We start from the raw sequence: 14,628 nt of genomic DNA on the forward strand, positions 1-14,628 counted from the left end.
TCAGGGCCTTTCAAATCGGGCGGCTTCGCTGCCGACACCGCCTTCACGATCCGTGGCGCGGATCAAGAAAGCGAAATCCTGCCTGGCTGGACCAGCGGATGGGAGGACGAGGAAAAGGCGCAGCTTCGCTACGCTGTCGGCGGGGATGGTGGTGCGTACGGAGGCGCTGGCCTTGTCGCGCGATCCGATGTCAGTCCACATCTTCGCGCCAGGAAGGCCGGTAAGGCTGACCTCCACGGCGCGTGGCCGGGTCTCCATATTCCGCAGCTTCAACGTGTAGGCATTACGGATCGCGCCGTCCGACAGGCGCACGAAGATCGGGTTGCGATCCTGCTGCGCACTGATGTCGAGCCGCGTCCGCGCACCCAGGGTGAACAGCATCGCCGCACCAATGCTCGCCCACACGCCGAAATAGGCGATGGTCCGCGGGCGCAGCAATGTCTTCAGCACCGGTTTTGGCGCCGCGCCCTTCTTCTCCGCCTCCGCATCGTCCTGCGTGCAGTAATCGATCAGCCCACGCGGCCGCCCGATCTGTTCCATCACCTTGTCGCAGGCGTCGATGCACAGCGCGCAGGTGATGCAGCCGATCTGCGGCCCTTCCCGAATGTCGATGCCGGTGGGGCAGACCGCGACGCACTGATTGCAATCGATGCAGTCGCCATAGTCGCCCGGATGCGCCTCCGCCTTTTTGAGGCTGCCGCGCTGCTCCCCGCGCCAGTCCTTATAGGTGACGACGAGCGACTTCTCGTCCAGCATCGCCGTCTGGATGCGCGGCCATGGGCACATGTAGATGCACACCTGTTCCCGCATGAACCCACCCAGGATGAAAGTCGTGGCGGTCAGCACCGCCACAGTCCCGTAGGCGACCGGCGCTGCCGTGCCGCTCCAAAATTGCTGCTGCAAAGTGGGCGCGTCGGCGAAATAGAAAATCCATGCCCCGCCGGTGATGAAGGCGATCGCCAGCCAGACGGACCATTTAGCGAGCCGTCGCGCCAGCTTGGCTGCGCTCCATGGCGCTTTAGCCAGCTTCAATTGCGCATTGCGATCGCCGTCGATGAAACGTTCGACATGCTGATAAAGGTCGGTCCAGACCGTCTGCGGGCAGGCATAGCCGCACCAGGCCCGGCCCACGGCGGAGGTAACGAGGAACAGGCCAACCCCCGCCATGATGAGCAGCCCGGCGACATAGTAGAATTCGTGCGGCCAGATTTCGATTGAAAACATGTAGAAGCGACGGTGCGCCAGATCGACCAGCACGGCCTGGTCCGGCGCATAAGGCCCCCGGTCCCAGCGCAGCCATGGCGTGCCCCAATAGATGGCGAGCGTCACCGCCATGATCGCCCATTTGAGGCGACGATAAAAGCCGTCCACCGCCTTGGGATAGACGCCCTTGCGCTTCTCGTAGAGCGAAGGGGAGTCCGCCATCAGCATCGGCTGCTCCCGGTATGAGGGGACAAGCTACATTCACACACTCCCGTCATCCCGGGCTTGACCCGGGATCCCGCTTCTTCCCCACGCCCATGACAAAGGGCAGCGGGACCCCGGATCAAGTCCGGGGTGACGAAGAAGGGGCGGCTCCTATTGCCCGGCATTGCCCGGCACCTTGCCCGCAGCTTTCACCGGCACAGCCTCACCCCCGCCCAGGCTGTGCACATAGGCGGCCAGCATGCGGATCGTCGCCTTGTCCAGCTTGTCGTCCCAGCGGGGCATCACACCATGGCGGCTATTCCAGACGGTCTCATGGATAGTGTCCGTGTCGCCGCCATAGAGCCAGATCGCATCGGTCAGGTTCGGCGCACCGACGTCCCGGCTGCCCTTGCCTGCTGGTCCGTGGCAGACGGCGCAGTTGTCGGCAAAGACCTTGGCCCCGCGCTGCGAGGCGGCGCTGGCCCGATCCTGCCCGCTGATCGCCCGCACATGGGCAACCACGTCATCAACCTGCGCTGCAGTCAGCAACTGATCCTTGCCGAAAGCGGGCATCAGCGACTGACGGGTCGCTGCATGATCGGGATTGCGCACGCCATCGGTGATGGTCTTTTCGATCGCAGGCAGATTTCCACCCCACAACCAGTCGTCGTCATTCAGGTTGGGATAGCCTTTCGACCCCGCCGCGCCCGATCCATGGCACTGCACGCAATGCACGCGAAACGCAGCGCGCCCACCCTCGACCGCCGCCTGCATCAGTTGCGGCCGCGTCGGCAGCGCGTCGATGGGGGTGTCGGCGATCGCCTGCCGAACCGGTGCAATCTGCTGTTCGCGGACGGCCAGTTCCTTGTTCAGCGCACCACGGCTGGACCAGCCGAGCACGCCGCCAGTCGCCCGGTCGATCATCGGCAGGGCGGGATAGGCGATCACGTAACCGATCGCGAACAGGATCGTCACGTAAAAGGTCCACAGCCACCATCGCGGCAGCGGAGTGTCCAGTTCCTGGATGCCGTCCCACTCATGATGCTTGATCTCGGTGCCGGTGGCGGCGTCGATGCGCTTGTCATCAGCCATGATCGACCTCCGCACGCTCAGTCTCGAAAATGGCGCGCGCGGCCTGATTGCTGCGCTCGCGCCCTTTGGGCCGGAAATGCCAGCCGATCAGGACGGCATAGGTAACGCCCATGAAGACCAGCCCCCAACTGTCGGCGAAATGCCGCAAGGCGTCGTAGCTCATCGTTCGACCTCCTGCGGCCTGGCGCTTTCCACATCGACCAGCGTGCCCAGCATCTGGAGATAGGCGACCAGCGCATCCATCTCCGTCACCTTGCCCGGATCGCCGTCGAAATCGCGCGCCTGCGCCTTGGGATAGCGTTTGATCAGCTCCTTGGCGTCCGCATCGGGATCGGCCTGCGCCTTCAGGTCGTCATTGGCCTTGGCGATGTCATCCTTGCTGTAGGGCACACCGACATCAGTCAGCGCGGTCAGGTCCTTGCGCATGTCCGCAGGCTTCAATTCCCGCTCAGCGAGGAAGGCATAGCCCGGCATGATGGACTCCGGCACCACGGCGCGCGGGTCCTTCAGATGCTGGACATGCCATTCATCCGAATATTTGCCCCCTACGCGCGCCAGATCAGGCCCGGTGCGCTTCGATCCCCATTGGAACGGGTGATCATACATGCTCTCAGCCGCCAGGCTATAATGGCCATAGCGTTCCGTCTCGTCGCGGAAGGGACGGATCATCTGGCTATGGCAATTATAGCAGCCTTCACGGATGTAGATGTTCCGTCCAGCCAGCTCCAGCGGCGTATAGGGCCGCATGCCCTCCACCTTCTCGATCGTGTTGTCGATCCAGAAGAGCGGCGCGATCTCCACGATGCCGCCGATGGCGACTACGATCAGCGACGCGATGCCCAGCAGGGAAACATTGCGCTCCAGCTTGCCATGGTCCCAGAACTTGGCTTTGGTCTTGCTTGTCATGTCTTGGCGTCCTTAAGCAGGCTGGGCGACAAGCGGCCGATCCACTGCCGGATCATAGGCCGCATCACTCATCGGCTTCTCCGCACGCAGCGGGCTGCCCGCGATGGTCTTGCCGATATTCCAGGCCATGATGATCGCCCCGGCGAGGTACATGAGGCCCCCGGCAGCGCGGATCACATACATGGGGAACATGGCGCTCACGACTTCGGAGAAGGCATAGACGAGGTAGCCGTCGCTCCCATATTCGCGCCACATCAGCCCCTGCATGATGCCCGCCACCCACATCGACGAGGCGTAGAGGACGATGCCCAACGTCGCGAGCCAGAAATGCCAGTTCACCAGCCGCAGCGAATAGAGCCGCTCGCGCTTCCACAGGCGCGGCGTCAGATAATACAGGCAAGCAAAGGTGATGAGCCCGTTCCAGCCCAGCGCGCCGCTATGCACATGGCCGATGGTCCATTCGGTATAGTGCGACAGGCTGTTGACCGCCTTCACCGACATCATCGGCCCTTCAAAGGTGCTCATGCCGTAGAAGGCCAAGGCCATCACCATCATGCGGATGATCGGGTCGGTGCGGATGCGGTCCCACGCGCCGTTCAGCGTCATGAGGCCATTGATCATCCCGCCCCAGCTCGGCATCCACAGCATGACCGAAAAGACCATGCCCAGCGTCTGCGCCCAGTCGGGCAGAGCCGTATAATGAAGATGGTGCGGACCCGCCCAAATATAGAGGAAGATCAGCGACCAGAAGTGGATGATCGACAGGCGATAGCTATAGACCGGCCGTTCCGCCTGCTTGGGCACGAAATAATACATCATGGCCAGGAAGCCGGCGGTCAGGAAGAAGCCGACGGCGTTATGCCCGTACCACCACTGCGTCAGCGCATCCTGCACGCCTGCAAAAGCGCTATAGCTCTTGGAACCGAGAAAGCTCACCGGCACCGACAGGTTGTTGACGATGTGCAGCATCGCGATCGTCAGGATGAAGCTTAGGTAAAACCAGTTCGCTACATAGATATGCGGTTCACTACGGCGCAGGATGGTGCCCCCGAAGACGACCAAGTAGGCGACCCAGACGATGGTCAGCCAGATATCGACATACCATTCGGGCTCGGCATATTCGCGCGCCTCCGTGATGCCCATGACATAGCCGGTCGCGGCCAGCACGATGAACAGCTGGTATCCCCAGAATACGAACCGCGCGAGCGAGGGAAAGGCCAGCCGCGCCCGGCAAGTGCGCTGCACGACATAGAAGCTCGTCGCAATAAGAGCATTGCCGCCGAATGCGAAGATCACCGCCGACGTGTGCAGTGGTCGCAACCGCCCGAAACTGGTATATTCAATGCCAAGGTTCAGCGCGGGGAAGGCAAGCTGCAAGGCTATGAAGAGCCCGGCTAGAAACCCCGCCAATCCCCAGAAGACGGTCGCAATCACGCCCCAGCGGATCGGATCGTCATCATATTTCCCCTGATCGGCGGGCATCTTCAGCAGTCCGCGAGCGATTCCGGCATAATCGGCGCCACCAATCGTCACCACCACCATCAGCAGCGCCGCCGCGCAAGCGATGGCCATATGGACGGCAAAGCCGCTGTCCACCGCCATCAACGCCGCCAGCAAGGTCAGCACAGCAAGCGCGAACCAGCCGCCCGATTTCAATAACAAACGATCCATCGGATTTCCCCGCGAAAGGTCTTTGCGGCGCCCCTCGTTCGGTCGCCGCCCCTAAGCTCTGACCTCTGGCAAAGGCGGCGCGGCGGGTATGTAGGGGAATGTCCTTAGGCAGATTGTCGCCACTCCTCCCCCTCCCGCAGGCGGGAGGGGGCCGGGGGGTGGGCTGGCGCAACATAGCTCGCTTCGCTCGCGCCCACCCCTAACCCCTCCCGCCTGCGGGAGGGGAAAGTGTCGGAACACCGGAAACTCGCTATCACTCGCCTTCGGCCATGGCCTCCAGCCGCTCGGCATCGGAAATCCGCACCCCGCGCCGCCCGGCCAGCGCGATCACGCCCAGTCGCTTCATGTCGCTGATCTGACGCGAGACGGTTTCTATGGTCAGCCCCAATATATCCGCGATCTGCTGGCGCGACAGAGGTAGGTCAATCACGCCGTCGGGGTCCGCGCGCAGCCGTCGGCTCATGTCCAGCAGGAAGGACGCGACCTTCTCCCGCGCATTCTTTCGCCCCAGCAGCAACATCCAGGCTCGCGTCCGATCAAGGTCGTCCAGCGTCCTTTGGAGCAGCCGATGCTCGAGCTGCGAATGCTGGCGCGCAAAGCCATCGAAAGCGCCGCGTGGGTAGAGGCAGAGCCGAGCATCGGTCAGCGCCGTTACGCTATGCGGCGTGCGCGCGCCGAAGGGCCGCCCGATGAAATCGGATGCATAGACCACGCCCACAATCTGCTCGCGCCCGTCGCCGGTGGAGGTCGCAAGCTTCAGCGTGCCTTCGATCACATTAGCGACGATCATGCTGTCATCGCCCTCCCACATCACCGTCTGACCAGCTTGCAGCGTCACGCGCCGCCCGATCCGGTTGAGCGCCCCGCGCTCCTGCGGGTCGAGATCGGCGCAGATCGCCTGATCGCGCACCTCGCACCGATCGCAATATCCTGCACCGCAGCCTCCGGCAGCCGGGGTCATCACCGCCACCATTTCGGCATTGCCGGGCGCCTTTTGCGCCAGATCAAATTGCATATCCATGCCCGCTGCATGCCGCCATGCGGGTTTCAGACCTATCCGTAAATCTCCCTAGCGATCCCCTCCTCCGTCACCCCGGGCTTGACCCGGGGTCCCGCTTCTTCAATGCCAAAACTATGGAGCGCGCACGAAAAGGCGGTTGGGTTTACATTATGAGCGATCGATATCGCGGAACGATGTATGTGGGCGTGACGTCAGACCTTTCCGCCCGCATCCACCAGCATAAAACCGGCACCGGGTCCGACTTCTGCGCGCGCTATCGCTTATACCGACTGGTCTGGGCCGAACGGAGCGATGACATCTCGGCATGCATAGAGCATGAGAAGCGCCTGAAGCGCTGGCAACGTCAGTGGAAATTCGCGCTTATCGAGCGCGCCAATCCGAACTGGGGGGACATGTTCGAACTGCTCGCCTGAAGGTAGCGGGACCCCGGGGCAAGCCCGGGGTGACAGCTATACCCTCACCCCACCCCCGCATGGAACGCGATCCGCAGCGCTTCGGCCAGGCTCTTCACCTCCAGCTTCTGCATCAGGTTGGCGCGATGAATCTCCACCGTTCGCGGGCTGATCCCCAGATCGAAGGCAATCGTCTTGTTGGGCAATCCCTCGACCAACCCGTCCAGCACATCACGCTCCCGATCGGTCAGGACATTCAGCCGCGCCCTTGCATCCTCCGCCCGCTCCCCGGCCCCACGATCGGCCGCCGACAGCAGCCGCGCAGCTTCGACACATCCCAGCAGCGCTGCCTTCTCGAACGGCTTTTCGATGAAGTCGCTCGCGCCCACCTTCATCGCCGCGACCGCCATGTCGATGTCGCCATGGCCCGTCATAATCACCACCGGCAGCATGATGCCGCGCGCGCGCAATTCCCGCTGCACCTCCAGCCCGTCAATGTCGGGCATGCGCACGTCCAGTAGCACGCATCCCGGTTCCAATCCCGCCGCTTCCTTCAGAAACACCGTGCCGCCCTCGAAAAGCCGCACCGCATAGCCGCTAGTCTTCAGCAGGAAGGACAGCGACCGGCGGATCGCCTCGTCATCATCGACGACATAGATGGGGAAAGGTTCGCTCATGCTTTCAGTCCGCTCGGTCCAGGGTGAAGTGAAAGGCCGTGCCGCCCCATTGCGACGGCTGCGCCCAGATGCGCCCGCCCTGCCCTTCGACGATGGTCTGACTGATCGACAGGCCAACGCCCATGCCCGACGGCTTGGTGGTGGTGAATGGGTTGAAGAGCGTACGTGACATGTCGGGGTCCAGACCCATTCCGCTGTCCGCGACGATCACCTCCACCCGCCCATCCTCGGCCGAGACGGCCGACAGACGCAGGATACGCGCGGGGCTGCTCGCCATCGCCTCCACCGCATTCTTGATGAGGTTGATGATCACCTGCTGCAACTGCACGCGGTTGACGAGCACATTATTCACACGCCGATCGACGCTGATGTCCATGTCGATGCCCCGACTGTCCATGCCGATAAAAGCGAGCGCCGCCCCTTCGGCCAGCAACTCGCGCAGCGATTCAGGCTGGCGCATCGTCTCGCCGCGCTTGATGAACTCGCGCAGCGACCGGATGATCTCGCCCGCGCGCAACGCCTGCCGCGCGCCTTCGTCCATCGCCTCGCGCAGCATCTCGCGATCCACTGGACCGTCGGCATCCAGCAGGTCGCGCCCGGCCTCCAGATAGTTTGCTATCGCCGTCAACGGTTGGTTCAACTCATGCGCCAGCGCGGACGCCAGCGTCCCCATAGCCGTCACCCGGCTGGCATGGGACAATTCCGCCTGAAGGTCGGCGACGCGCCGCTCGGCCTGCTGCCGTTCGGTAAGGTCGCGGATGAAACCGGTGAACAGCCGCTGTCCCCGGTCATGCACCTCCCCCACCGACAATTCGATCGGAAAGGTCGATCCATCCCGCCGTCGCGCGCTGGTCAGGCGGCCGATGCCGATGATCCGTTTTTCGCCGGTATTGAGATAATGGTCGATATAGCCGTCATGCCGTTCCCGATCCGGCGACGGCATCAACATGGAGATATTTTCGCCCAGTACGTCGCTTTCGGCATATTGGAACATACGCTGCGCCGCCGCGCTGAACGACACGATCCGCCCGGCCATGTCGATGACGATCAGCGCGTCGGGCACCGTCGCGAGGATCGACCCCAGCAGCGCCTGTTCCAGGCTATGCTCGCGCTCGCTCAAGCCTTCCGTGTCATCGTCGTCCGCCACCGCCATCGGGTTACAATGCCCTGTCTTCAATGCGCCAGCAAGACAGGCACGCGTCCTTCGCGCAGCATCGTTCGGGTCACGCCGCCAAACACGAACTGGCGCAGCCGGCTGTGACCATAGGCGCCCATCACCATCCAGTCGGGCTTCAGCGCTTCGACGGCAGCTATCAGGGCGTCCTCCACAGCTCGGCCGTCCCGTGGCCAGCTATGGACTTCCGCTTTAATCCCATGGCGGGCAAGATATTCGGGGGCATCAGTCGCGGGGAAGGTATTTTTACTCGCTTCCTCCACAGTCACGATGTGCACATCCTGCGCGAGCTTCAGCAGCGGCACCGCGCCCCGCAGCGCCGCCGATGCTTCCTGCGATCCATCCCAGGCGACCAGCGCCCGCCCTGCTACCATCAGCGATTTCGCCGATTGCGGGACCGCCATCACGGGCACCGGCCCTGACAGGGCCAGTTCGGCGGCGATCGGCGGTGGGTCGGTGAGTACTCTGCGCGGCCCTTCAGGCAGGGTCACGATGATGACATCGGTCAATGTCGAGGCGGCTAGTAGACCATGAAGAACATCGCCATCGAATTGCCGCCAATCCCAACTTACACCTTCCGCGCGAAGCCTTTCCTCGGTGCGCGACTTGATTCGCGCGTCGATTTCACGCAGCTCGTTGATGATGGAAGGCGCCAGCGCCGCGCCGCCATACATGTCTGCGGCCACCATGTCGGGCATTTCCGTCACCTGAGCACAACGAATGTGCGCCCCCGTCGCGCGCGCGATGTCGCACGCTGCTTGCAGGCGGCTTTCCGCACCCCGATCGTCATGGATATGAAGCAGTATCGATTTCATCTCACATCTCCTGCCGAGGAACCGTAACTTGTCCTTGCTGGCTAGGATCTGACGGCCTCTGCCGCCATCCGGGATAGTCCTTATAGTCTTTATCCCCCGAAAACCCGATCTGGTTGGCATGACATGGACAACGATACGCCTCGAACTCGCACGCACGCCTGCTTTTCCAAACGGATCGGCAGCTCGCAGCTATGTCATGCGCCTGCCGATCGGCCAGGACGGGCTGATCGACGAGCAGGAATATCGGCATAAACCCGAACTCGCCACCGTCCGGCGCTTCTGGCCGAATGAACCCGACCGCCATGGCTGGCTGCTACGGACTTCAAACGGCTGGGCGCTATCCTATGAGCCGGGTGAGGAGGATGACGAGCAACTCTTCCGCCTGGACGCGCATGCAATTCAGCCCGGCAGCTATCTGACGCTGACGGAGCCGGATGGCGAGCGCCTGCCCTTCGTGGTGAAGGCGCTCGCCGCGGCATAGGGTTCAGAACTTTACGCCCACACCCGCGCCAAAGACCAGCGGATCGAGATGCACGCGAACCTTCTGCACGCCCGCCCCCGCGGTCGACAGCCGGGCCGTGGTATCGACGTCGATATATTTGACATCCAGGTTCAAGAAGACGCGATCCGTTAAATCGACATCGACTCCGGCCTGCGCCGCCCATCCGAAGCTGTCTGACATGTGCACACTGGTCGCGCCCACCGCGCCCTCCAGCGCGTTCGACGCCTTTTCGTTGTAGAACAGCGTGTAATTGACGCCCGCCCCGACATAGGGCCGGATCTTGGCTTCCGGCAGGAAATGATATTGCGCCGTCAGCGTCGGCGGCAGCACCCAGGTGGATGCCAAACGGCCGATCGCCCCGGTCGTTCCGGTGCGTCCGCTGGCGCTGTGCTTGGTCGTGGCGGCGATCAGTTCAAAGCCCACATGGTCGGTCGCCATATAAGTCACGTCGATCTCCGGCATCACGCTGTTATCGACTTTTACCTCTTCGCCCGGAAAGGCGGGCAGCACGCTCCCGCTTCGTTCATTGGGCGCAACCATGATGGCGCGCAGCCGCACCAGCACATCGCCCTGCGCGGCCTGCGCGGGTGCGGACATGGCGGCGCAACCAGCCGTCGCTCCAAGTAAGATAGTCTTGATGAGCATTTCCAAAGTCTCCGTCCCTGTTATCGGTGACTTGGCTTTGCCCCGGCGCCGCACGCCCGGCATTGATCCGGCGCAAGCGGCAATTTGACCTGGCTCAATGCCGCGCGCGCTGTCCCATGCGATCCGGTTCAGCCATGTGGACATACTATCCTGACCTGCTGGCCCAGCCGGTGCCGCGCTACACCAGCTATCCCACCGCCGCGCAGTTCACCGCCGATATGGGCGCGGATGACCTTGCAGCCAGGCTGGATGGGATGGAAACGGACGCCCTCCTCTCCCTCTATGTCCATATCCCCTATTGCCACGACATATGCTGGTATTGCGGCTGCAATACAGGGGCGGCCAATCGCGCCCAGCGGTTGACAGCCTATGTGGAGGCGCTGGAACGAGAGATGGCTTCCATCGCGGGACGCTTGCGCGGACGCGGACGCGTCGCGCGGATCGCCTTTGGCGGCGGTAGTCCCAATTCGTTGCCGCTCGTCGATTTCGTCCGCCTGCTTCAGCAATTGCTGCTCTGTTTCGATGCACGTCACGCCGAAATCTCGGTCGAACTGGACCCGCGCCGCCTCGACGCCACCTGGATTTCCACCATGGCGGCCATGGGCGTCAGCCGCGTCAACCTTGGCGTACAGACCTTCACCCCGCATGTTCAGGCCGCGATCGGCCGCATTCAGCCGCTCGACATGGTGGAGCGAGCCGTCGATCAACTCCGCGCAGCCGGGATCGCGATCGGTTTCGACCTCATGTACGGCCTACCCGGCCAAAGCCTCGACGATCTTGCGGCGACGTTGGAAGCAAGCGTCGCGATGCAACCCGCCCGTGTCGCCCTGTTCGGCTATGCCCATATGCCGCAGCTACTGCCCCGCCAGCGCCGCATCGACGGCAGCAATCTGCCCGATCTCGCCACGCGCTTCGACATGGCCGCACAAGGCTATCGCATGTTAACCGCCGCTGGCTATGCGGCGATCGGCTTCGACCATTTCGCCCTGCCGCAGGACGGCCTAGCAATATCAGCCCGCGACGGAGGGCTGCGCCGCAACTTTCAGGGCTTTACCGATGATCCTGCTGATATTCTCCTGGGTCTGGGCGCCAGTGCGATCAGCCAATTTCCGGACCTCATCGTCCAGAATGAAAAGCAGGCCGGGCCTTGGCGCGAACGCGTAGAGCGCGGCGAGCTTTCCGCCACCCGCGGCACGCTGCGCACGGGCGATGACCGGCGTCGTGGCCGGATCATCGAGGCGATCCTTTGTAGAGGCGAAGCGCATATGGGCACTGCGCTGCCCCAGCCGGACCTGTCGCGCTTCGAGCGACTTGGCCTATTGCGATTGAGCGAAGGCCGGGTGCAACTGACCCCCGGCGCGCTCCCCTACGCCCGCAGCATAGCCGCCGCATTCGACAGCTATCTGCAACCAGCGGAAAAGCGGTTCAGCCATGCGGTTTAGTGCGCTGGCGCTGGCAAGCCTCGCCTTTGCCAGCCTCTCGGCCGGACAGGTGCCCCACTTTGCGGCGCGTTCGCCCTATTTCTGCGGCCCAGCCCCTCTCGGTTGGAAACCTCCGGGCCGACACAAGCCCGCGCTGCCTTCAGACGAGAAAATGGGCTGCCACTTCCTCATGTGCGGACGCAAGCGCAATCAAGCCAGAGCAGGTGGGTCTTGCTCCCCTTAGTTGAACCGTTCACCCCGTTGTCATCCGAGGCGACCCGTTAGACCGCGATGACAGGAAACTCAGAGTCCGCGCAGCGCGACATAGGCGCCCACGGCGGTCACCGTGACGGCGAACAACCGCTCCAGCAGCCCTTTGCGCGCGCCCATCTTACGGCCGAGTGCGATACCGATAGCCGCCCCACCGACACCGCCCACGATCAATACCCCCACGAGTGACCAATTGACAAAGCCTGACAGCGCATAGGAAGCCGCAGTGGTGAGGCCCAGCGCCGTGACGACGACGAGTGACGTTCCCACTGCATTTTTGAGCGGCATGGCAGTCGCCATCATCAGCCCCGGCACAATCAGAAAGCCGCCGCCGATCCCGAAAAAGCCAGCGGCCAATCCCACTCCAAGGCCGATCGGAACGAGGCGGGGCAACAATCGACCAGCGGTTGCTCGCGACAGTCGTACATCGGGCGCGTCGGTAGTGCGCTTCGTCCGTAGCATGGAAAGCCCCACGCCGATCATCAGCAAGCCAAACAGCATCAGCAATCGCTGGCCGTCTATGGCCTTGCCGATTTCCGCGCCGATCGCCGCGCCAGTGACGCCAGCTCCCGCGAAAACGAGGGCGCATGGCCATTTCACTGTACCGGCGCGGGCATGGCCGATCAGGCTGAAAGCCGCATTGGCGGCTACGGCGACCGCTGCCGTCCCGATGGCGGCATGAGCAGACCCCACGCCCACCACATAGACCAGCAGCGGCACGGCAAGGATCGAGCCGCCGCCGCCGACCAGACCCAATACGGTCCCGATCAGGCCGCCCGAAGCCAGAGCCGCAACGATCATAGCCGGAGACATGATCAGCCTACGCGCCGAGAGAACGGCGATTCCATGGCATCACCTGCAACAGCTTCGCCATGCCGCACCAGCCGGTCGCCCCCGCCATCATCAACCCCGCGCCAACAAAGGCCGACAGGCCGAAAAAGGCATGAGCGACGAGGAAACCGAGCAGGACGCCCAACAGCACAAGGCCTCCGGCCACCAGTTGCACCTGCCGCATGATCTCCAACGGCTGTTCCCGGTCGAGGCGCGTCGGCAATCCCGCCGCGCGCCAGCCGTCCAGACCGCCCAGAAGTATATGGCAGGGCGTGAAGCCCGCCGCCGCCTGCAAGGCTGCCTCATTGGCTTGCGTTCGCATGCCTGACTTGCAGTGAAAGATGATTGGCCCGGCCACCTGTGGCAGTTCCTCCAGACGATCGAGCGGGACATGGATCGCCCCCGCAATATGCTCGCGGGCATGTTCGTCGGGTCCACGGATATCGACGAGCGTGGCGCCCTTGGCCACGGCTTTATCCGCTTCGTGCGGGGTAATGGTTGTGATCGGCATCGGATCATTCCTTGCAGAAGATGGTATAGAGACTGGCGAGCAGCTGTTCCGTCCGCGCATCGGCGATGCGATACCAGAGCGTCTGGCTTTCCCGTCGAAAAGCGACCAGACCCTCCTCCCGCATCCTGGCGAGATGCTGCGAGAGGGCGGATTGCGACAAACCGACCTGTTGCGCGAGGTCCCCCACGGTCATTTCGCCATGTTCGACCAGCTTGCACAGCACCATCAGGCGCCGGACGTTGCCCATCGCTTTCAGCAGGTTCGAGACTTCGCCCGCCTTCTTTTCGAAGGTGGCGAGGTTCATCAACGGACGGATCATCATTTACTCCATTAGATATTGCTAATTTAGATAAGTGTAATATATTGTCAAGGAGCAATGGAGGACGACATGGACACAAAGCCCCTGATCGAAGCCTTTTTCGACGAGGCGACCTATACGGTCAGCTACCTGGTCGCTGACCCTGAAACCCGGGAGGCGGCAGTCATCGACCCGGTGAGGGATTTCGACATTGCCAGCGGGGAGGTTGATACGCGCTCAGCCGAGCGGCTGCTGGCCTTTGCTGAAAAGCAGGCTTGGCGGATCACTATGGTGCTGGAGACGCACGCCCATGCCGATCATCTGTCCGCGGCACCCTTTATCAAGAGCAGGACCGGTGCGCCCATCGGCATTGGCGAGCATATTTGCGACGTGCAGAAAATCTTCCGTCCCGTCTTCGGGCTCAACGACATGCGGATCGATGGTTCGGATTTCGACCGGTTGTTTCGAGATGGCGAACAGTTTTCAGTAGGCATGCTGCGCTTCACCGTCATGCATGTTCCGGGGCATACACCTGCGGACATCGCTTATCTGGTCGGCGACGCGGCCTTTGTCGGCGATACATTGTTCATGCCCGACTATGGCACGGCGCGGGCGGATTTCCCCGGTGGCGACGCTCGCATTCTTTACCGTTCCATCCGACGGCTGCTGAGCCTGCCCGATGAAACCCGCCTGTTTCTGTGTCACGACTATAAGGCGCCCGGCCGCGATGACTATCGTTGGGAAACGACGGTAGGTGAAGAACGGCGCACAAGCGTCCATATCAATGACGGAGTGGATGAAGACAGTTTCGTCGCCATGCGCGAAGCCCGTGACGCGATGCTGCCCGTACCTCGGCTGCTGTTGCCTTCGATTCAGGTCAATATCCGCGCAGGTCATTTCCCCGAAGCCGAAAGCAACGGCGTTCGCTATCTCAAAATTCCGGTGAAGATGAAGACGGTTTGACTGCGACTTATACCTATCGCGATCTGCTCCGA

At 62.7% G+C, this 14,628-nt stretch carries 17 protein-coding genes; 4 read left to right on the forward strand and 13 right to left on the reverse strand.

The features are described 5' to 3' along the window. The 6 genes from ccoG to ACZ5YV_RS16395 all read right to left on the reverse strand — a co-directional run bounded on the left by ccoG (position 1) and on the right by ACZ5YV_RS16395 (position 6,097). The gene (ccoG, locus tag ACZ5YV_RS16370; RefSeq protein ID WP_464789440.1) at positions 1–1,431 is read right to left on the reverse strand and encodes a cytochrome c oxidase accessory protein CcoG; all 1,431 of its coding nucleotides are present in this window, start codon (positions 1,429–1,431) and stop codon (positions 1–3) included. Positions 1,432–1,578: 147 nt separating this feature from the next. Then, positions 1,579–2,499, reverse strand: a complete 921-nt coding sequence (gene ccoP / locus ACZ5YV_RS16375) for a cytochrome-c oxidase, cbb3-type subunit III (protein ID WP_464789441.1) — start codon at positions 2,497–2,499, stop codon at positions 1,579–1,581. Beyond that, positions 2,492–2,662 (reverse strand): cbb3-type cytochrome c oxidase subunit 3, encoded by a 171-nt coding sequence (locus ACZ5YV_RS16380; RefSeq protein ID WP_464789442.1) that lies wholly within the window; start codon positions 2,660–2,662, stop codon positions 2,492–2,494. The genes ccoP and ACZ5YV_RS16380 overlap by 8 nt, the downstream gene beginning before the upstream one ends. Continuing rightward, entirely contained in the window at positions 2,659–3,405 is a 747-nt protein-coding gene (ccoO, locus tag ACZ5YV_RS16385) for a cytochrome-c oxidase, cbb3-type subunit II (RefSeq protein WP_464789443.1), read from the reverse strand. The genes ACZ5YV_RS16380 and ccoO overlap by 4 nt, the downstream gene beginning before the upstream one ends. A 12-nt stretch (positions 3,406–3,417) precedes the next feature. Continuing rightward, the gene (gene ccoN / locus ACZ5YV_RS16390) at positions 3,418–5,076 is read right to left on the reverse strand and encodes a cytochrome-c oxidase, cbb3-type subunit I (RefSeq protein WP_464789444.1); all 1,659 of its coding nucleotides are present in this window, start codon (positions 5,074–5,076) and stop codon (positions 3,418–3,420) included. 253 nt (positions 5,077–5,329) lie between these two features. After that, a complete protein-coding gene (locus ACZ5YV_RS16395; protein ID WP_464789445.1) occupies positions 5,330–6,097 on the reverse strand; it encodes a Crp/Fnr family transcriptional regulator in 768 nt (255 codons plus the stop codon). 113 nt (positions 6,098–6,210) lie between these two features. Between ACZ5YV_RS16395 and ACZ5YV_RS16400 the strand changes: the two genes are divergently transcribed. Continuing rightward, on the forward strand, positions 6,211–6,510 hold the full coding sequence (locus tag ACZ5YV_RS16400; RefSeq protein WP_464789446.1) for a GIY-YIG nuclease family protein: 300 nt from the start codon (positions 6,211–6,213) through the stop codon (positions 6,508–6,510). Positions 6,511–6,554: 44 nt separating this feature from the next. Here the strand turns inward: ACZ5YV_RS16400 and fixJ are convergent, their stop codons facing one another. Genes fixJ through ACZ5YV_RS16415 form a run of 3 tightly spaced genes read right to left on the reverse strand, consistent with a single transcriptional unit; the run spans position 6,555 to position 9,155 of the window. After that, on the reverse strand, positions 6,555–7,166 hold the full coding sequence (fixJ, locus tag ACZ5YV_RS16405; RefSeq protein ID WP_464789447.1) for a response regulator FixJ: 612 nt from the start codon (positions 7,164–7,166) through the stop codon (positions 6,555–6,557). 4 nt (positions 7,167–7,170) lie between these two features. Then, entirely contained in the window at positions 7,171–8,319 is a 1,149-nt protein-coding gene (locus ACZ5YV_RS16410; RefSeq protein ID WP_464789448.1) for a sensor histidine kinase, read from the reverse strand. A 20-nt stretch (positions 8,320–8,339) separates the two neighbouring features. Then, positions 8,340–9,155: a universal stress protein gene (locus ACZ5YV_RS16415; RefSeq protein WP_464789449.1), complete on the reverse strand. Its 816-nt coding sequence runs from the start codon at positions 9,153–9,155 to the stop codon at positions 8,340–8,342. A gap of 118 nt (positions 9,156–9,273) precedes the next feature. Between ACZ5YV_RS16415 and ACZ5YV_RS16420 the strand changes: the two genes are divergently transcribed. Then, positions 9,274–9,636: a hypothetical protein gene (locus ACZ5YV_RS16420; RefSeq protein WP_464789450.1), complete on the forward strand. Its 363-nt coding sequence runs from the start codon at positions 9,274–9,276 to the stop codon at positions 9,634–9,636. A 3-nt stretch (positions 9,637–9,639) separates the two neighbouring features. On the opposite strand, the gene ACZ5YV_RS16425 is transcribed toward ACZ5YV_RS16420, so the two are convergent. Then, entirely contained in the window at positions 9,640–10,302 is a 663-nt protein-coding gene (locus ACZ5YV_RS16425; protein ID WP_464789451.1) for an OmpW/AlkL family protein, read from the reverse strand. A 134-nt stretch (positions 10,303–10,436) separates the two neighbouring features. Between ACZ5YV_RS16425 and hemN the strand changes: the two genes are divergently transcribed. Then, positions 10,437–11,744 (forward strand): oxygen-independent coproporphyrinogen III oxidase, encoded by a 1,308-nt coding sequence (hemN, locus tag ACZ5YV_RS16430; protein WP_464789452.1) that lies wholly within the window; start codon positions 10,437–10,439, stop codon positions 11,742–11,744. A 282-nt stretch (positions 11,745–12,026) separates the two neighbouring features. On the opposite strand, the gene ACZ5YV_RS16435 is transcribed toward hemN, so the two are convergent. From ACZ5YV_RS16435 to ACZ5YV_RS16445, 3 genes are read right to left on the reverse strand one after another with little or no spacing between them, the layout of a single operon-like run. Next, the gene (locus ACZ5YV_RS16435; protein ID WP_464789453.1) at positions 12,027–12,806 is read right to left on the reverse strand and encodes a sulfite exporter TauE/SafE family protein; all 780 of its coding nucleotides are present in this window, start codon (positions 12,804–12,806) and stop codon (positions 12,027–12,029) included. A gap of 7 nt (positions 12,807–12,813) precedes the next feature. Beyond that, complete coding sequence (locus tag ACZ5YV_RS16440) at positions 12,814–13,335, reverse strand: rhodanese-like domain-containing protein (RefSeq protein ID WP_464789454.1); 522 nt, start codon at positions 13,333–13,335, stop codon at positions 12,814–12,816. Between the two features lie 4 nt (positions 13,336–13,339). Further along, on the reverse strand, positions 13,340–13,657 hold the full coding sequence (locus tag ACZ5YV_RS16445) for an ArsR/SmtB family transcription factor (RefSeq protein WP_464789455.1): 318 nt from the start codon (positions 13,655–13,657) through the stop codon (positions 13,340–13,342). Between the two features lie 66 nt (positions 13,658–13,723). Here ACZ5YV_RS16445 and ACZ5YV_RS16450 point away from each other — a divergent pair, with 66 nt between their 5' ends. Further along, on the forward strand, positions 13,724–14,596 hold the full coding sequence (locus tag ACZ5YV_RS16450; protein ID WP_464789456.1) for an MBL fold metallo-hydrolase: 873 nt from the start codon (positions 13,724–13,726) through the stop codon (positions 14,594–14,596). The last annotated feature ends 32 nt before the right edge of the window (positions 14,597–14,628 follow it).

The organism is Sphingobium sp. TomTYG46 (assembly GCF_055396345.1).